This window comes from Leuconostoc kimchii IMSNU 11154, from assembly GCF_000092505.1.
Taxonomy (GTDB): Bacteria; Bacillota; Bacilli; order Lactobacillales; family Lactobacillaceae; genus Leuconostoc; species Leuconostoc kimchii.
In genome coordinates, this window is record NC_014136.1 from 614,255 (window position 1) to 632,283 (window position 18,029).

Below are 18,029 nucleotides of genomic sequence, written 5' to 3' on the forward strand. Positions count from 1 at the left end.
TATGAGGAAAACATAAATGATAGAAGAATATCAGCTTGAACGGCATAAACATTATTTAAAAATGAAAAGCATGTCGGTGTTGGGCGTACTTATTGCTATTTTGATGATAACACCAATGTTACTTGTGATATCCATAATTCTTATTTGGGACATTAGTAAGATAATGACAATAATAGTAACCATAATTTATCTCTTTTTGATATTTTTCTATGTAACAAACATTATGCATATGTATGATAATCTGAGAGTTTTAAAACAACCTATTTATGAAGATAATATTTTAAAATCCTCAGAAGCGGTAATTGTACATTTTTTATTTGAGCCAACGGATAAAAAATATATGGCACTTTCTGCTTTCGAGACTAATGACTCTGTTTTGATTGAATTTGCACCCTATGTGCTGTATAAAACAAATGATAAGTATAGGCCGATAATAGCTAAGATAGACAAATCAACTCCAGAGTGGGGGGAAATATCCGCTTCGGCGCACGCCATGAAAAGTTTTAATTCAATAAAGCTTGTAGCTAAAGGCAACATTGACCGACCGCTAAGGTATATGACAAATCAAGTGTTTTATATCGATAAAACCATGAGATAAGAAAAATGATATCTTAAAAATTTTTTGATCATTTTGTCGAAAAGAAAATAATTAGCAAAAATGAGTTAGTAGACCCGGTTATTGCCCTCATGGATAAAGAAGTACTCGAGGGATCCACGTGGCAAAATATAGTACAATCAAACGATGCTATGCGGAAATTAAAAGAGTTAAAAGAATTTGCACAAAAAAATGAAGCAAGTAAATTAAGGTACTTGGGAAATCAAGTTTACTATTTTAGCCATGTGGCAAAGAACGTATAATTAATTTTGTCTTGTGAGCATAGTTAATTGGGATAAGTAGAAATAACTAAAACAAGCGCAAAGAGATAATGTGCATTCAAAAATTTATTAACTATTAGACTCAGTGATGAGTTGTCGATATTTAAATCGGTGACAAATCATTGAGTTTTTGTTTGGTGTGACGATTATTTTAATAATTGATGCGACTATCATCGAAGAGTCTGAAATCCTGTGAATAGCGACTTGACATAAAAATACGCCTATACTTTCATTTTACGGACTGAATAAAAATAGTCCATTTTTTAAGTATAAGCGCACATTATAACGAACTTGAAAGAAGAGGCTTAACAATGTTTTTAATTGGAATGGTGGAAAGTATCGTATTAATTTGAATGGCCGTAGTAGGGCTTTTTTTATTTCTTATTTTTCTTGTTGTCTATCAATTTAAATACGCAATAACCAATAATAACTATAAATATGAAGTAGAATATCCCCATTGAGTGGTTAGGGAAAGACTCTTTGTTGAAATCAATCAGGAACATCACTATAGCACTGATTATCATTGTTATGACAAATTTCATATTATATTACCACCATTCAATATAACCATTATTCTTTTTCTTATCGTTGGAATCGAAGAATTTAGCTAGCATAGTACCAGGTTCGTGTAATCCAGTGCAAAGTCTAGACCATCACTAAGCATTGTTCCGAGGGCACCTAGACCCATGCCAGCCAAAGTAGACTTTAGACGGCTCATTTACTCTACTAAATTTTGGATAAGTTTTTAAAACGTAGCTCTTTCGCCATTATCCATTGTAGAACCATTAAGTGTAGATGACTGATTGTTGATATCTTCTAGGTTTTGTTGGGCTTGGGAAGTTAGATTTTTCGTCACATCCTCATTAGTACTTACTTTTGTATTTCCAATTACCATAATTTATTTCTTTTTGATATTTTTCTATATAACAAACAGTATGCATATATATGTATGGAAAATCAAGTGTTTTATATCGATAAAACCACGAGATAAGAAAAATGATATCTTAAAAAAAGCATACGACACAACTTAACAACGTGCAAAAATAACATTCACCAATAAGATTTTGGACAGCTTAATAGTGTAATCTGGTCAAGAAGTTGGTCATTCACCTATCTTATGACGACGAAATAAAATTAGATATTGACAATTAATGTAAAAGATGTTTTACTATAAGTGTAAAACATCTTTTACTTTTGTTTTATAGGAGGATGAGATGAAAAATTATATCAAAGATTTTAGATCGACCAATAAAATATCTCAGGCAGAGTTAGCAATCTTGACTGACGTGACACGGCAAACAATTAATGCCATTGAAAATAATAAGTACGATCCGTCACTCAAGCTTGCTTTTGATTTGGCCAATGTTTTGCATACATCGGTTGACGAATTGTTTGTTTATAATATGGAGGAATAGTAGTATGAGTGATAGCAAGAAAATAGTCCGTTTTACGTTCTGGATGAACAAAATATGGCAGATAGGATTTGTTTTGTTTTCTATTTTTATGATCAATAATATGCACCAATTAGCCTTGGTGATCATATTAGTGTCAGTTGTAGCATCAATTTTTGAGATGGTTCATGTCTCAAAAAAGTACCATGTTCAAGTGTTCAACCAAAAAGATGAATTGTATTTTACCAAGGATGAACGAGATAGAGACATTGCACTCAAAGTTCATAGTGCACTCATTAGTACTTTTTCTCTGCTAGTTATAGCATTGTGGCTACTATTAAGTATCTTATGGGGTATGGATAGTTTGTCAATGGCAATGCTGTTTTATGTTCTAAATGGTTGGGTTGCTTGTGCATTGATTATCCCTGATATTCAATACTATGTGTTATGGCATAAATATGATCAGTAATAGACTTAAATACGACAGTATTTATGCTTACATAGTCAGGCAAATGATGCTATGGAAGAATTAGAACAATTTTCATATAAAAATAACGAAAATAAATTAAGCTATTTAGGGAATCAGGTGTATTATGTTCATTATTCTGGAGAATAATGAACAAAGACCTCAACTCACAATTCGTGAGTTGAGGTCTTTTACGTTGTAAGACTTTATTCTATTACTGTACACGTACTTTATACAGACTAATTATAAACAGAACAACAAACCAAATGATTGATAGTATGGTGGTCATCATTGTAGCAGGCGAGAGTAGCAATATCAGGAATACACCTGCCATAAATACGATAGTCAAGTAATTTGAAAATGGTGCAAACGGCATCAAGAATTTTTTTTGACCGTTGATAAAATGATCTGATTTGCGATATTGAATATGTGTGATCAAAAGAGAGATATAAATGACAATAAAAGTAGCCGAAGCAGTTGCCGTTACCATACTAAATGCATCCTCTGGAAAGATATAATTCAAACCAATGACAGTAGCAATCAAAGCGGTTGATAGATTGATACCACGCATTGGAATATAATGGCTATTTAATTGACTAAAAAAACTGTTTTTTGGTGATAATGAAAAAATCATGCGTCCAGTTGTAAACAGGGCACTATTTAGTGATGAGGCAGCTGCCGTCAAAATAACAAAATTGATAATTCCTGCAGCTGCGGGGATACCTATACCAGAGAAGACTTGAACAAAAGGTGACGTGTTAGCGCTATAGTTTGTCCAAGGTTGGATCGTCATGATGGCTAATAAAGCACCAATATAAAAAATAAGAATACGGATAATAATCGAGTTGATTGATTTTGGAATTGTTTTCAAAGGATCTTTTGTTTCGGCAGCTGTGATACCGACAAATTCAACGCCTAAAAATGCGAAAAATGCCATTTGAAAAGCTGCTAATAAGTTGTGACCATGATTTGCAATCAAACCATGTTGCCATAAAGTTGATAATTGGGTTATACCAGCTTCACTGCGTATATGAAAAACGACCATGATTATACCGATTAAGATCATTGCGACAATTGCGATAATCTTAATTAAAGCAAACCAAAATTCTGTTTCGCCAAAGGCTTTAACAGCGATAATATTCATACTATAGAGTACACCAAGAAATAGTAATTCCCATAACCAAGCAGGTGTTTGTGGTAACCAAAACTGCATGTACTTACCAATAGCAGTTAATTCAGCCATTGCAATAATAATCCAACCCAGCCAGTAAGTCCAACCCATAATAAAACCAGCGCGATCACCTAAATATTTTTTGATAAAGCCAATGAAAACAGTTTGATTATGATCAGTTAATAAGAGTTCCCCCAAGGCGCGCATCATGGAAAATACGAAAAATCCTGTGATAATATAAATTAATAAAATAGCTGGACCAGCCTTTTGGATGGAGTCACCAGCGCCCAAAAAAAGTCCGGTGCCAATTGTACCACCCAACGCAATCATATTGATATGACGCCCAGATAATGTACGAGATAGTTGTGGTTTTTCTGTCATAATGATTTTCCCTCCTAATCACTATGTTCTATAGTAAATTATCTTGTATAATAAATAAAACTAATCTTTTTCATTTTTACATGAAAAAAAGTATTCTAAGGGGTTATTAAATTGACGTTTTCTTATCAAGTATTTGCTACAGTTGTCCGTTATCAATCATTTTATCAGGCGTCTCAAGTGCTTAATGTGACAGCCAGCGCTGTTAGCCATTCAATTAATCAACTGGAAGCACAATTAGGATTTCCGTTACTCGTACGTAGCCGTTCTGGCATAAAATTAACGCGTGATGGGGCATTAGTTTTGCCGGTTATTCAACAAATATTGAATGATGAAGCTGATTTAATTCAGATGAGTCAGAATATTAACGGGCTACGTTCAGGTTCAATAAAAATAGGGGCTTTTAGCAGTGTCTGTGTCAATTGGCTCCCAAATATTCTAAGTACTTTTTCGAAACAATATCCTGATATTGAAGTATCGATTGTTCAAGATAGTTTTGAAGAAATCAGTAAACAGGTTAAAACTGGTGAGATTGATGTGGGTTTCACGACATTACCAGTGATGGATAATTTAACTATATTTCCGTTAATCGCGGATCCAATATTTTGTGTGACACCTGTTGATTTTATACCTCAAAATAAACAAACAATTACACAACACGATATTGTGAATCAGAAATTTATTTTGCAAAAAATAGATTACGATCGGGCCACAAAGACAGTTTTGGACAATTATGATGTGACGATTAATTCCATCAATTTTTCGATTGATGACCAGTCGATTATTGCGATGGTTGAAGCTGGTATTGGATTTGGAATTTTACCAGAATTAGCGTTGAAAAAAATTAAAGGGGATGTGGCTATTTATCCTTTTCATCAGTCGTTGACACGGCAAATCGTATTAGTGACCAATAAGAGTAAAGTCATGTCGCCCTCTGTTGTTGAATTAATAACAGCTATTAAGTGTTTTGTGAAAGAGACGTATTCGGTAAGGTAAGTGGTTAAAAAATCGTATAAAAAGTGCCAATACAGTGAGATTTTGCCTCACTGTATTGGCACCTTTTATATATCAGAGTTTCTTCTGCATGTTGATGTCTGTTATGTTGAATCCGCTTTTTTGATAAACGTGAATAGCGCGACTGTTGCTACCAAAAACATGTAACCCTAATGACGTGTACCCCATATTTTTTGTTTCACGTGAAACAAGGTCGAGCGTTTTTGAACCGAAGCCTCTATTTTGATAAGCTTTATAAATTTCAAAATCAAAGATAAATGCCATGGATGAATTTTCATTGTCAGTGCCGAACCAGATGTAGCCGATGATTTCTGAATCATTGAAAATTGAGTAAAGAAAATTGTTTGGTGTTTCAAGACCATTTGGTAATAACCGACCATAAGCTAATTGTGCATTTTTTTGCGCAGCTTCTGGTGTCCAAGTGCCGGCTGCAATTTTTTCTACGGCATATTCATTGACTGCAAAACTTAAATATTTTTGAAAGTGATTAGTTTCCATTGGTCTGAGTTTTAACATGAGAATGCGCCTTTGTAAATAATGAGTTAATCTAGTATAACATAATGTATCTATACGACTATCAGTAACACAAAAATAAAAGACCACCTTTGGGAGTAAGGTGGTCTTTTATTTTAAGGGAGGATACTTCATTATGAAAAATGAGGGGGAAAATGGTATAACCAAATAATTGATTATGTGTTTATAATAAACCCAATGGATTAAATGAACATCAAAACAATAACATTAGTGTACCAATACTGCACTAATTAATGCTATCACAGCAAGCAATGCTGTAATAACGAGTGCTTTATTATTAGTCTCTTTAATCATACTTGGCTCTCTATCTTCAAGGGAATCTGTTTTAGACAAAAAGTGAAACAAAACCCATATATTTGCCCAGGCACCAATTAACATCATTACAAGAAACGGAACGGGTAATTGTCCAAAAAAGGATTGGGTTGAAAACATGAGGAAAAAAATGATATTAGTGATGGAGGCAACCCACGTCATTTTTCTAGTCGCTCTTATTTCTTGAATATGTTTCACGTGGTCAATCATATGATTATCTTCTAATAATAGCTTATCCAATGAAATACGCAATATTTTAGCTATGTAAAGAACGTTGTCTAAATCAGGCATAGTTTTCCCTGTTTCCCAGTTAGAAATTGTTTTGTTGGAAACAAAAAGTTTTTCGGCAAGTTCGGATTGTGTTATGTTTAACTCTTGGCGTTTCGTTTTAATGATTTGAGCAAATGTCATTTGATTATCTCCAGTGTATAATAAATTTGTATATCACATATCTAACATATTTCTTAGTAATAATTTTTGCAATAGAAAGCGGTTTCTAATTAGGTAGAAGCGTTACGTGATGTGTATATGAAAAAAAACACGTATGAGGACTAAAAAATTGAGCCATGTGATTGGTTTTTCTAAGCATGGTAAAATTAAGATCATATGCTTCACAGATTACAGCAAAATGTGTTACTATAATGTCTGTGTGTCAAAATAGATAAATTTAACTTGATTTTAGAACGTTGAGTTTATCTTTACTGTAGGTAAAGAGGTTAAATTTATGAAAACCAATAAATATGAAGTGATTAAACAATATATTTTAGACAAGATATTAAGTGGTGAATATACTGTTGATCAAAAATTACCCACAGAGAGTGAGTTGATGGCGTTATTTTTGGTCAGTCGATATACGGTTCGACGGGCAATATCTGATCTTGAGAATGAAAAATTTATTTATCGTATCCAAGGTGGTGGTTCATTTGTCGCTGACAGAACGGATATTTCTCAAAAAGAAGTGGTCCCACAGGTTATTGGGTTCATGTCGACGCACATAGCTTCTTATATTTTTCCTGCCATTATTGATGGTGTTGACCAAGTATTATCGAAGAATAATTTTTCTTTCATTTTAGCAAATACCCACAACGATCCAGTGAGAGAACGCGCAGCTTTGAAAAATCTTATGAGACAAAATTTGGGCGGATTAATTGTGGAACCAACGCGTAGTGCATTAGAGACGCCTAACATTGATCTTTATCTTGAGTTGGAAAAACAAGGTATGCCAATTGTTTTTATTAATGCGGCTTATAAAAACTTTCAAAGCACCTCGTTGGTCAGTGATGACCAGCATGCTTTTTATGAGGCCACGAATTATCTTTTTAAAAAGCAGCACAAACGCATTGTAGGTATTTTTCAAGTGGATGATTTACAAGGTGTCAATCGACTTGATGGTTATCTTAAAGCATATCAAGATCATTCAGATTTACTGCCTTTCTGTAAACCAATCATGTACCAGTCGGGTGATGTACTTGGTGCACTAAACCAAGTGAATGAGTTATTATTAAAAAATGAAACAGAACGTCCTACGGCAATCATAGCTTATAATGACCAATTAGCTATTAGAATTATGGATTTAATTAACGATGTTGGGTTAAAAGTACCATCAGATATATCAATTATCGGTTTTGATGATTTCCAGTTATCACAATACATGTCTCCCAGATTAACAACAATGACACATGCACAGCATGATATGGGAAGGGATGCTGCATTGTTATTATTACAAAAAATAAATCATCGTAAAGTTAATTCCATTGTTTATAAGTCAGTTATGATTGAACGAGATTCTGTTCGAACATTAAATTAAATAAAAGAAGCGCTACCTTAATCAACGTGTTAGGGTAGCGCTTCTTTTATTTAATTTAAAGGTGTCCACTGAAAACATTCAGACGGTCGGATAAACTAGATTCAATTGCAGTGACGCCAGGTGCTAATAGCTTTCTTGGATCATAATTTTTACCTATTAAATCTTGGTCTGTTAAAATAAAATTTCTGAGTGCTTGATGGAATGCCAATTGTGCCTCGGTGTTAACGTTGACTTTTGCAACACCCATGTTAATCGCTGTTTTAATTTGATCATCTGGGACACCTGAACCGCCATGGAGGACAAAGGGTACGTGGTTATGGGTAACGTCATCTAAAGCAGTTGCTAGTGTTTTTAAATGTGCGAGATTGAGACCCGGCCAATGTTCAGGGTAACGACCATGAATGTTACCAATACCGGCAGCGATAAAATCAATGTTCGTTTGAATCATAGCAATGGCATCGGCAATCGGTGCAATTTCACCATCGCCGATGATACCGTCTTCTTCTCCGCCAATACTACCAACTTCAGCTTCTACTGATATATTTTTTTCATGTGCCAAAGCCACAATTTCTCGTGTTTTGGCTAGATTTTCAGCCAAAGGTAAATGTGAGCCATCAAACATGACTGATGTGAAGCCTGCATTAATAGCGGCTTTAGCGGCGTTATAATCACCATGATCAAGATGAATTGTAATGGGAACGTCAATGTTTAAATCTTGATCGAGATCTCGAATTAAATGGGCGACGGTCTCAAATCCGCCCATATATTTAATTGCGCCCATTGAGGCGGCAATGATGGTCGGCGCGTGTTTGTCTTGCGCAACGCGCAAAATAGCTTGTGTCCATTCAAGATTATTTGTATTAAAAGCACCAATAGCGTAACCATTGTCACGGGCGCTTTGTACAATTTGTTTGCCTGAAACGATTGTCATGAATTATTTCCAACTTTCTTTTTTAAGTTGTGTCGAGTTAGTACTATGAATAGCGGTAGATATGATTTATTAATCAATTCTTATTACTGTACCAATTTTTTTGAAGCGCATTTATATAGGTATCAAAATTCGTCATTAATTAATGATAAAAAATTTAAAACTGAAGGATTAAAAAATATGCTATTTTGATATCAAGTATTTTTAAGTATAAAAATGCGAATAATATGAATACCTCCTAGTTATGATTTTGACAAAATATGCATATTTGTTAGGTTAATCAAGTAATAATAACTAATAATTGCCGCTATACCAATTATTAGTTAATTTTAGTATACCTTTACTTTTTTAATTTATCAATAAAAATATATATGTTTGACATATACGGACAAATGTTTTATTATGGCATTGTAAGCGTTTCCAAAAAGTGGTGATTCTAGAAAACCAATTAATACTGAGACGTGATACAGATAGAACAAATTTTTTTGGAGAAAAGAAAATGACAAAATCAGAAGACTATAAATTTTGGTTTGTAGCAGGATCTCAGTTTTTATATGGACCAGAAGTTTTGAAGCAAGTAGAAATAGATTCAAAAAAAATGATTAAAAATCTGAATGAATCTGGCAACTTACCGTATCCTATCGAATTTAAAACGGTTGGTGTAACTGCAGAAAATATCACAGAAATAATGAAAAAAGCCAATTATGATGATTCTGTAGCAGGAATCGTGACTTGGGCACACACATTTTCTCCAGCTAAAAATTGGATTCGTGGCACACAATTGCTCAATAAGCCACTTTTGCATTTGGCTACTCAAATGTTGAACACCATTCCTTATGACACAATTGATTTTGACTACATGAACTTAAATCAATCAGCACACGGAGATCGAGAATATGCCTTTATCAATGCACGTTTACGCTTAAATAATAAAATTATTTTTGGTCACTGGGCTGATGAAGACATTCAACTGCAAATTGGTAAGTGGATGGACGTGGCTGTTGCCTATGATGAAAGCTTTAAAATTAAAATTGTTACATTTGCAGACAAGATGAGAAATGTTGCCGTAACTGACGGTGATAAGATCGAAGCACAAATCAAGCTTGGTTGGACAGTAGATTATTGGGGTGTTGGTGCCTTGGTTGAGTATGTCAATGCAGTAGACAACTCAGATATTGACAAGCTATACGATGATTTACAAGAGCAATATGATTTTGTGCAAGGTGATAACAGCGCTGAAAAGTTTGAACATCATGTGAAGTATCAACTGCGTGAATATATTGGTATTAAAAAGTTCTTAGATGATAAAGGCTATTCTGGCTTTACAACGAACTTTGAAGACTTAGTAGGACTAGAACAATTACCAGGGCTTGCCGCACAACTTTTGATGGCAGATGGTTACGGATTTGCTGGTGAAGGAGATTGGAAGACAGCTGCATTGACGCGTCTGTTAAAAATTATGTCACATAACCAAGCCACAGCATTTATGGAAGATTACACACTAGATTTGCGTAAAGGGCACGAAGCTATTTTGGGATCACATATGCTAGAAGTTGATCCAACAATTGCTTCTGATAAGCCACGAATTGAGGTGCATCCGTTAGGCATTGGTGGTAAAGAAGATCCAGCACGACTTGTCTTTACAGGTCGCTCTGGTGATGCTGTAGATGTTACGCTAGCAGACTTTGGAGATGAGTTTAAATTGATTAGTTATGATGTTACTGGAAACAAACCAGAAGCAGACACACCATATCTCCCTGTTGCTAAGCAATTATGGACACCAAAAACAGGATTAAAAGCTGGCGCGGAAGGCTGGCTAACGGTCGGCGGTGGACATCACACAACATTAAGCTTTTCAATTGATTCTGAGCAATTAACAGATTTGGCTAAGTTGTTTGGTATCAAGTTTGTTGATATTAGGTAAATGATTATGGAGAAAAAAATGGAACAAATATATATTAATCCGTTGGTTATACAACGAGCCGATCCCCAAATATATAAACATACTGATGGCTTTTACTATTTTAGTGCTTCAGTTCCTGCATACAACTTAATTGAATTACGCAAATCTCGTACCATAAATGGTTTGGCCCACGCTGCACCTAAAACAATATGGTTGAAACATGATCAAGGAGAAATGAGCCAGCTTATTTGGGCACCAGAACTTCACTATATCAGGGGAAAATGGTATATATATTTTGCGGCTTCAGACACAACAGCTTTAGATAAAAATGGCATGTTTCAACATAGAATGTTCGTGATAGAGTCATCCTCACCTGATCCTATGTCGTCTGAAGCGAATTGGATTGAAAAAGGAAGAGTGGAAACACCATTAGATAGTTTTTCATTGGATGCCACGGTTTTTGAAACTAATGGTACCTTGTATTATATCTGGGCGCAGAAAGATCCCACAATAGCAGGTAATTCAAACTTATATATTGCTGAAATGGCTAATCCGTGGACACTTAAATCCGAACCTGTACTATTATCTAATCCTGAATTTGATTGGGAAAAACGTGGATTTATGGTGAATGAGGGGCCAGCAATTTTGCATCATGCACATAAATTTTTTTTGACATACTCTGCAAGCGCTACTGATGAAAATTATGCGATGGGGATGCTGACAATTGATGATAACCAAGATTTTTTGAATCCTGATAATTGGCTTAAGTCAAATAACCCTGTATTTCAAAGTGATTTAGAAATAGGGCAATATGGACCTGGTCATAATTCATTTACCGTATCTGAAGATGGTGAAAGCAACTTACTAGTCTATCATTCAAGGAATTATACACATATTGTAGGTGATCCATTATATGATCCAAACAGGCATACGTGTGTGCAAAAATTTACTTTCAATGGGAATGGACAACCTGTTTTTGGTAGTCCAGTGCCCTATACAGAAAGAGGTGGTCTTAAATGAATAATACTGCTATAAATAAGAAAGGTCAGTTTTGGTCCTTTCCAGTCTCTCACTTTTCGTATTTCTTTATTTGGGCAATTGTTAACGGTTATTTAACACTTTGGTTGGAGCAAGTTGCACATCTGACCGGTTCAGAGTCTGGAATGGTATTTTCTTTGATGGCTGGTATGTCGTTGCTGTATCAACCCGTTTTTGGCATATTATCCGATAGACTGATTTTTAAGAAAACACTGGTGTTTATTATTTTACTTGCCGGAGTCATGATAGGGCCGTATTTTCAGTGGGCTTTTATGCCCCTATTAGCAGGATTGAATGCGTTTGGCGTTGCTACTGTGACAGGAATTTATCTTGCTTTCATTTTAAATGGTGGCGTATCCGTTATTGAGCAGTATATTCAAAGAGCATCGCTAGCTAATTCGTTTGAATTTGGACATTCACGTATCGGTGGATCCATTGCTGGCATGGTTGCTTCATTTATTGGTGGCAGACTCTTTTTATGGGCTCCCAATGCTATTTTTTGGGCTGCGTCGTTCACAGCATTTGTTGCGGTTATTATGTTTGCCTTCTTTAATAAAATTGACCTATCTCATGCTAGTTTAGTTGAGACAACAACAGATAAGTTGAAATTATCTGATGTTAAAAACGTGTTTAAATTAAAAAATTTTTGGGTACTTGGTATTTTCTATATGGGTGCTTCTGCGCTATATGACGTATTTGACCAACAGTTTATTATTTTTTTCCATCAATTTTTTCCATCCGTGGCTGCCTCAACAACTGTTTATTCCAACACAGTAACGGCACAGATGATTATAGAAATTTTATTAATGATACCAATGCCATGGATTATCAATAAGATTGGACCTCGTAATGGGTTGTTAATCTACGGCTTTATTACGGCTTTAAGAATTATAGGAACAGCGTTGGCCCCTAATTGGATATTTATTGTTGCTTTAAGATTATTAGCAGGATTTGAAATGCCACTAGTGTTGATTTCAATTATGAAATATATTTCTGATTCGTTTGACTTGAGAATATATGCCACAGTGTATGCATTAGCAGCTAATTTCATGAAACAAATTTCCGTATTTATTTTTTCAGCATTAGCTGGAACTATGTATGACGGGATTGGTTTCCAGAAGACCTATCTGATTATGGGATTTGTCGTATTAGCAATTTCTATATTTGCAGCTATTTTTTTAAAAAAGACAACTACATCACACGATCATGAAAAATATACGAACATAGAAGTTCAGGAATAAAAATATTTGGGAACGTTAGTCAAATGAGATTGATCTGATTAACGTTTTTCTACTAAAAGGAGAAGAACTGATGATAACACATCCAGAAATTAAATCAGCTTTACAAAATGGTGAAGTTTCATTGGGTGTAGAGTTTGGCTCTACTACAGTGAAGGCAGTATTAACAACAGAAGATTTTCAAACAATTGCCTCTGGTAGTTATGAATGGGACAACAATTTTCAGGATGGCCTGTGGACTTATGCTATTTCTGATGTTTTGCTAGGGTTGCAAACCGCATATGATCATTTGAAGCAAAAAATTTTAGCAGAGTATAACATTAAAATAAATAAAATCAAAACGATGGGATTTTCTGCAATGATGCATGGCTATCTCGTTTTTGACAAAGAAAATAGACAATTAGTACCATTTAGAACTTGGCGAAATGCAATTACTGGTGAAGCATCATCTGAGTTGACAAAATTATTCAACTTTAACATTCCACAAAGATGGAGTATAGCGCATCTGTACCAAGCCATTTTAAATCAAGAATCTCATGTTAAGAATATTGATTTTATGACAACACTGGCAGGCTATGTACATTGGCAGTTAACAGGTGAAAAAGTTATTGGCATTGGTGATGCATCAGGCATGTTTCCGATTGATGAGCAATCAAAAAACTATAATCAAACAATGCTCAAACAGTTTAGTTCACTAAAATCAGTTCAACAGTATCAGTGGCAAATTGAAAGCATACTTCCAAAACCATTACAAGCTGGTCAAAAAGCTGGTGTTTTGACTCAGAAAGGGGCAAAAATTTTGGATCCAACGGGTGATTTAGAAGTTGGATCTGTTGTTGCACCTCCCGAGGGGGATGCTGGGACTGGTATGGTTGCAACCAATAGTGTCAAAAAAAGAACAGGTAACATTTCAGTTGGCACCTCAATTTTTTCAATGATTGTTTTGGAAAAAAATTTAGCACATGTCTACAACAATATTGACATTGTGACAACACCGACAGGTTTACCAGTGGCAATGGTTCATGCTAATAATTCAGCTTCTGATCTAAATGCTTGGACCAAATTATTTGGCGAGTTTGCTAATAAGCTTGGTGAAAACATTGCAGTTGATCAATTATACAAAATTCTATTTAATGCAGCCTTAAATGAGGCAGATCCAGACGCGGGTGGGCTGTCTGGTTATGGTTATTATTCTGGTGAAAATATTACAGCAATACCCGAAGGGCGTCCACTACTTGTTCGTCAACCAGATTCAAAATTTACCCTAGGCAACTTAATGCGTTTACACTTATTTACAGCTTTTGGGGCTATCAAAATTGGTATGCGAATTTTGGTGGATGAGAATGTTTTGACTGATAATATTGTGGCACAGGGGGGGGTTTTTAAGACACCTATTGTAGCACAAAAGCTCTTAGCTGCTGCATTGAATACTGATGTTACAGTTATGAAAACGGCTGGGGAAGGTGGTCCGTGGGGAATGGCTATATTAGCACTCTTTGCAGTCAATAAAAAGCGTGGGGAGTCTTTGGATGTTTTTTTGGCAAAGGAAGTATTTGCTAATCAAGATTTTGAAACACGCTCACCGGATGCAAAAGATGTGGCCGGCTTTGAAGATTTTATGAAGCGATATATTGACGGATTGGAAATTGAATTGGCAGCTGTGAAAAGTCTACCGATTAAGGAAGGAAATGAATAACATGTTAGAAGATTTAAAACAGCAAGTTTATGAAGCAAACTTAGCATTACCAGCGAATAATTTAGTAACGTTAACATGGGGCAATGTTTCACAGATTGACAGAGAAAGTGGTTTATTTGTGATTAAGCCCAGCGGCGTAGATTATGATAAGTTAACAGCGCAGGATATGGTCGTGGTTGACTTAGAAGGTCACGTCGTTGAAGGTGACTTGAACCCGTCTAGCGATACACCAACGCATGCTTTTTTATATCAACATTGGGATCAACTTGGTGGTATTGTACACACGCACTCTAAGTGGGCGGTGGCTTTTGCACAAGCAGGGATTGCGGTTCCTGCCGCGGGGACAACGCACGCAGATACATTTTATGGGGATGTACCAGTTGCTGACCGTTTGACTCAAGATGAGGTTGACGGTGCTTATGAGTTAAATACAGGAAAATCAATCGTTAGTGTTTTTGATCGAGAGGGGATAGATCCTTTAGCAGTTCCTGGTGTTTTGACAAATGATCACGGGCCCTTTACTTGGGGAAAAGATGCGATGGATGCAGTGCATAACGCCATTGTCCTTGATGTTGTTTCAGAAATGGATTTTCACACTATGCAATTGAATCCTTCTCAAGACATTCATGTACCCCAATATTTGTTAGATAGACATTATTTCCGTAAACATGGAAAGCATGCTTATTATGGACAAAGCAATCGTTGAGGAGAATGTTATGAAAATTACTGAGAGTAGCTTTGGTGGATCAGCAAAACAATATACTTTGGAAAATAACCATGGTGTGCGATTGAGCGTGACTAATTTTGGTGCTAGAATTGTCCGTTTACAAGTGCCAGTAGCTGGTGTTTATCGAGATTTAGTTTTGGGATTTGATTCTATGGCAGAATACCTCGATAAAGATCATTTCATGGGCGCAACCATTGGCCGTGTTGCTGGCAGAATTGCAGCAGGACAGTTTAATCTTAATGGGAAAGATTATCAAATCAGTATAAATGAGAACGGCAATACATTGCATGGCGGCCCAGACAGTTTTGAAACCAAGATATGGCAAGTGAAGAAGCAGGTCACTGATGACTTGGTGTCAGTGTCGTTTACTTATGATAGTTTAAATCATGAAAATGGCTTTCCAGGTAATTTGCATGTGACAGTGACCTATAGTTTGAATAATGACAATGATTGGATGTTAACATACCAAGCATTAAGTGATATGTCGACATTGTTTAATCCCACGAATCATGTCTATTTTAATTTGGATGGTAGTCCGTCAAAAAGTGTTGAGGATCATAGTTTACAAATTATAGCTGACCATTATGCACCATTGGATAATGATCGTTTAACAACCGGAAAAAAAGAGCACGTTGAAAATAGTGCGTTTGATTTTAGGAAGCTAAAGAAGCTAAAAGAAGTGTTCACTTCGAGGAATGCTCAGAATAAGTTGGTAGATGGTTTGGACCACCCCTTCTTCTTAAATGCAAAAAATGATCAAAGTAGCAACGCCAAATTAGTATCTAGCGATGAAAAAGTATCTGTTAATTTAACGACTAGCTCACCTGCAGTTGTTATATTTACTGCTAATTTTGGTAATGATTTTAGTGCCCCTATGCGAGGGACAGTGTTTAATAATCATGGTGGTATCACTTTGGAGACACAAGTTGCACCAGGTGCTGAACGCTATCCAGAATTTGGCGATATGATATGTCATAGTGATAAGGTCTATCGGGAACAGACTGTATTTGAGTTATCATTTTAAAGTAATTGAATAATGAGGAGCCTTTTAAGATTTTTACCATCAATCACTTGTAATTAAATGAATGAACGTTTATTATTAAGATATAGATGATGAATTAAATCTGTTTTGTGATTGTTCATAAAAGTGATATAGGATAAATTGTATGTAAATATCGCTTAGAATAATCAGGAAAAATTTAGGAGGTTAGCATGATTATTTATTTTTCACAAGGTGGACATACTAAGAAAGTCGCCGAGAAAATTGCTAAGAAAACTGGTGATCAATTATATGCTATTGAACCAGTAGAACCCTATCCTAGTAAAACCCTAAAGGCGGCACCTAGAATAGGACGAGAAATTGCAACACAAACTATTCCGGAAGTTAAAAAAGCACCGGTTGATGTGTTATCAGACGATGTTATTTATCTAGGGTATCCGATGTTTGGAATGGACATGGCACATGCTATGAGAGGCTTTTTACAAGTCAATGATTTATCAGGTAAGACTATCAAACCTTTCATGACGAGCGGTGTTAGTACTTTGAAAATGAGTTTAAAAACATTAAAAAAATTAGCGCCCAATAGTGTGATTGATGAAACATTTGACCCTAAAAATTTATAAACGTTTTTTTCCATTAGTATTGTTGGTCTCATCTATTGGTAAAACGATCGAAAAATCAAAAACCTGCACTAACTCATTGGCAGTTAAATAGTGTGATAAATAATTTTTCTCGTTGTTCATAAATGTTGATGATTGGTCTGAGAGATGAGATATTAGATTTGATTTTTGAATCAAAGTTAATCCCAAATTCTTTTTACCGTCTAAATATAATGCTAAACCTTGAAGGTTAAACAAGCGTGCACGATGATAATAGTCTTTTTCTTGTTGCCTGAAGTAAACGGTTAGTTTTTGAATCAATAGATCAGCCGTTTCAAGATGATTATGATCTAACATAAATAAAATCATGTTATTGTAAATGTAAAATAGCATTGAAAAATTATCATAACGAAGGTTATCATATAAGATACCTTTTTGATGCAATTCTTGAAAAAGATTAAACATGAATTTTTCTTCAAGGAAGGGAATTGCGTGTCCAAATAGATATAGCTCAAAAAAAGTCCAATTACGGATATTTTTAAAATAAGCTTCAAGAACTAATAATTCGTCATGGTTGATGCTCGCGACATTTAATGTCGCGAGCATCATTTTTATTTGAATGACTTGTAATTTGGCAAATGACCCTTGTTTATGTTGCCAAATTCTCAAATGATTTTTTAATGTTGTTGTATCACCAGTTTGATAGGCTTTTTGAAAGCTAGGCAATAAATCATTATTATTGGCGTTGTACTTTTGATATAGAAATTCAAATTCAGATAGTTGTACATTGATCCTATCTAATAGTTCGAGTAAATGGGTGAATGAAATATCTGTTAAGCCCCGTTCGAATTTGGATAAGAAAGGATAGGAGACAATATTTTTACTTGCTTCTTTTAGTGTTATGTTTTTACCAGTTCTAAATATTCTAAATACTTCACCAATTTCAGTCAT

The 18,029-nt window shown here is 35.1% G+C and carries 17 protein-coding genes; 12 read left to right on the forward strand and 5 right to left on the reverse strand.

Going from position 1 to position 18,029, the window contains the following annotated elements; genetic code table 11:
* Positions 1–16: 16 nt before the first annotated feature.
* The 3 genes from LKI_RS03500 to LKI_RS03510 all read left to right on the forward strand — a co-directional run bounded on the left by LKI_RS03500 (position 17) and on the right by LKI_RS03510 (position 2,736).
* Positions 17–598, forward strand: coding sequence for a hypothetical protein (locus tag LKI_RS03500; protein ID WP_013102773.1), 582 nt, complete (start codon positions 17–19; stop codon positions 596–598).
* A 1,492-nt stretch (positions 599–2,090) separates the two neighbouring features.
* Positions 2,091–2,291: a helix-turn-helix transcriptional regulator gene (locus LKI_RS03505; RefSeq protein ID WP_013102777.1), complete on the forward strand. Its 201-nt coding sequence runs from the start codon at positions 2,091–2,093 to the stop codon at positions 2,289–2,291.
* 4 nt (positions 2,292–2,295) lie between these two features.
* Positions 2,296–2,736 carry a hypothetical protein gene (locus LKI_RS03510; protein WP_013102778.1) on the forward strand — a complete coding sequence of 147 codons (441 nt, stop codon included), beginning with the start codon at positions 2,296–2,298 and terminating at the stop codon, positions 2,734–2,736.
* A gap of 211 nt (positions 2,737–2,947) precedes the next feature.
* On the opposite strand, the gene LKI_RS03515 is transcribed toward LKI_RS03510, so the two are convergent.
* Positions 2,948–4,285 carry an amino acid permease gene (locus LKI_RS03515; protein WP_013102779.1) on the reverse strand — a complete coding sequence of 446 codons (1,338 nt, stop codon included), beginning with the start codon at positions 4,283–4,285 and terminating at the stop codon, positions 2,948–2,950.
* A 111-nt stretch (positions 4,286–4,396) separates the two neighbouring features.
* Between LKI_RS03515 and LKI_RS03520 the strand changes: the two genes are divergently transcribed.
* Positions 4,397–5,278 (forward strand): LysR family transcriptional regulator, encoded by an 882-nt coding sequence (locus LKI_RS03520; RefSeq protein ID WP_013102780.1) that lies wholly within the window; start codon positions 4,397–4,399, stop codon positions 5,276–5,278.
* A gap of 72 nt (positions 5,279–5,350) precedes the next feature.
* Here LKI_RS03520 and LKI_RS03525 read toward each other — a convergent pair whose 3' ends face one another.
* Positions 5,351–5,812, reverse strand: coding sequence for a GNAT family N-acetyltransferase (locus LKI_RS03525; RefSeq protein ID WP_013102781.1), 462 nt, complete (start codon positions 5,810–5,812; stop codon positions 5,351–5,353).
* Between the two features lie 225 nt (positions 5,813–6,037).
* A complete protein-coding gene (locus LKI_RS03530) occupies positions 6,038–6,553 on the reverse strand; it encodes a helix-turn-helix domain-containing protein (protein WP_013102782.1) in 516 nt (171 codons plus the stop codon).
* 313 nt (positions 6,554–6,866) lie between these two features.
* Here LKI_RS03530 and LKI_RS03535 point away from each other — a divergent pair, with 313 nt between their 5' ends.
* Positions 6,867–7,949: a GntR family transcriptional regulator gene (locus tag LKI_RS03535; RefSeq protein ID WP_013102783.1), complete on the forward strand. Its 1,083-nt coding sequence runs from the start codon at positions 6,867–6,869 to the stop codon at positions 7,947–7,949.
* Positions 7,950–8,004: 55 nt separating this feature from the next.
* Here the strand turns inward: LKI_RS03535 and fba are convergent, their stop codons facing one another.
* A complete protein-coding gene (fba, locus tag LKI_RS03540) occupies positions 8,005–8,880 on the reverse strand; it encodes a class II fructose-1,6-bisphosphate aldolase (protein ID WP_013102784.1) in 876 nt (291 codons plus the stop codon).
* Between the two features lie 496 nt (positions 8,881–9,376).
* Between fba and araA the strand changes: the two genes are divergently transcribed.
* The 7 genes from araA to LKI_RS03575 all read left to right on the forward strand — a co-directional run bounded on the left by araA (position 9,377) and on the right by LKI_RS03575 (position 17,102).
* Positions 9,377–10,801: an L-arabinose isomerase gene (araA, locus tag LKI_RS03545; protein ID WP_013102785.1), complete on the forward strand. Its 1,425-nt coding sequence runs from the start codon at positions 9,377–9,379 to the stop codon at positions 10,799–10,801.
* An 18-nt stretch (positions 10,802–10,819) separates the two neighbouring features.
* A complete protein-coding gene (locus LKI_RS03550) occupies positions 10,820–11,800 on the forward strand; it encodes a glycoside hydrolase family 43 protein (RefSeq protein WP_013102786.1) in 981 nt (326 codons plus the stop codon).
* Complete coding sequence (locus tag LKI_RS03555) at positions 11,797–13,059, forward strand: oligosaccharide MFS transporter (RefSeq protein ID WP_013102787.1); 1,263 nt, start codon at positions 11,797–11,799, stop codon at positions 13,057–13,059. The genes LKI_RS03550 and LKI_RS03555 overlap by 4 nt, the downstream gene beginning before the upstream one ends.
* 70 nt (positions 13,060–13,129) lie before the next feature.
* Positions 13,130–14,752, forward strand: a complete 1,623-nt coding sequence (locus tag LKI_RS03560) for a xylulokinase (RefSeq protein ID WP_013102788.1) — start codon at positions 13,130–13,132, stop codon at positions 14,750–14,752.
* A gap of 1 nt (position 14,753) precedes the next feature.
* Positions 14,754–15,458, forward strand: a complete 705-nt coding sequence (locus LKI_RS03565) for an L-ribulose-5-phosphate 4-epimerase (RefSeq protein WP_013975422.1) — start codon at positions 14,754–14,756, stop codon at positions 15,456–15,458.
* A 10-nt stretch (positions 15,459–15,468) separates the two neighbouring features.
* Positions 15,469–16,503, forward strand: a complete 1,035-nt coding sequence (locus LKI_RS03570; protein ID WP_013102790.1) for an aldose epimerase family protein — start codon at positions 15,469–15,471, stop codon at positions 16,501–16,503.
* A gap of 188 nt (positions 16,504–16,691) precedes the next feature.
* Positions 16,692–17,102: a flavodoxin gene (locus tag LKI_RS03575; RefSeq protein ID WP_013102791.1), complete on the forward strand. Its 411-nt coding sequence runs from the start codon at positions 16,692–16,694 to the stop codon at positions 17,100–17,102.
* Here LKI_RS03575 and LKI_RS03580 read toward each other — a convergent pair.
* Positions 17,097–18,029 carry a helix-turn-helix domain-containing protein gene (locus LKI_RS03580; RefSeq protein WP_013102792.1) on the reverse strand — a complete coding sequence of 311 codons (933 nt, stop codon included), beginning with the start codon at positions 18,027–18,029 and terminating at the stop codon, positions 17,097–17,099. The genes LKI_RS03575 and LKI_RS03580 overlap by 6 nt on opposite strands.

Bases quoted from the DNA above. Each gene is read 5' to 3' on its own strand.
- LKI_RS03565 (WP_013975422.1), top strand. From the start codon at position 14,754: ATGTTAGAAGATTTAAAACAGCAAGTTTATGAAGCAAACTTAGCATTA.
- LKI_RS03505 (WP_013102777.1), top strand. From the start codon at position 2,091: ATGAAAAATTATATCAAAGATTTTAGATCGACCAATAAAATATCTCAG.
- LKI_RS03570 (WP_013102790.1), top strand. From the start codon at position 15,469: ATGAAAATTACTGAGAGTAGCTTTGGTGGATCAGCAAAACAATATACT.
- LKI_RS03575 (WP_013102791.1), top strand. From the start codon at position 16,692: ATGATTATTTATTTTTCACAAGGTGGACATACTAAGAAAGTCGCCGAG.
- LKI_RS03535 (WP_013102783.1), top strand. From the start codon at position 6,867: ATGAAAACCAATAAATATGAAGTGATTAAACAATATATTTTAGACAAG.
- LKI_RS03580 (WP_013102792.1), bottom strand. From the start codon at position 18,029: ATGACTGAAATTGGTGAAGTATTTAGAATATTTAGAACTGGTAAAAAC.
- LKI_RS03550 (WP_013102786.1), top strand. From the start codon at position 10,820: ATGGAACAAATATATATTAATCCGTTGGTTATACAACGAGCCGATCCC.
- LKI_RS03515 (WP_013102779.1), bottom strand. From the start codon at position 4,285: ATGACAGAAAAACCACAACTATCTCGTACATTATCTGGGCGTCATATC.
- LKI_RS03530 (WP_013102782.1), bottom strand. From the start codon at position 6,553: ATGACATTTGCTCAAATCATTAAAACGAAACGCCAAGAGTTAAACATA.
- LKI_RS03560 (WP_013102788.1), top strand. From the start codon at position 13,130: ATGATAACACATCCAGAAATTAAATCAGCTTTACAAAATGGTGAAGTT.
- fba (WP_013102784.1), bottom strand. From the start codon at position 8,880: ATGACAATCGTTTCAGGCAAACAAATTGTACAAAGCGCCCGTGACAAT.
- araA (WP_013102785.1), top strand. From the start codon at position 9,377: ATGACAAAATCAGAAGACTATAAATTTTGGTTTGTAGCAGGATCTCAG.
- LKI_RS03525 (WP_013102781.1), bottom strand. From the start codon at position 5,812: ATGTTAAAACTCAGACCAATGGAAACTAATCACTTTCAAAAATATTTA.
- LKI_RS03510 (WP_013102778.1), top strand. From the start codon at position 2,296: ATGAGTGATAGCAAGAAAATAGTCCGTTTTACGTTCTGGATGAACAAA.
- LKI_RS03500 (WP_013102773.1), top strand. From the start codon at position 17: ATGATAGAAGAATATCAGCTTGAACGGCATAAACATTATTTAAAAATG.
- LKI_RS03555 (WP_013102787.1), top strand. From the start codon at position 11,797: ATGAATAATACTGCTATAAATAAGAAAGGTCAGTTTTGGTCCTTTCCA.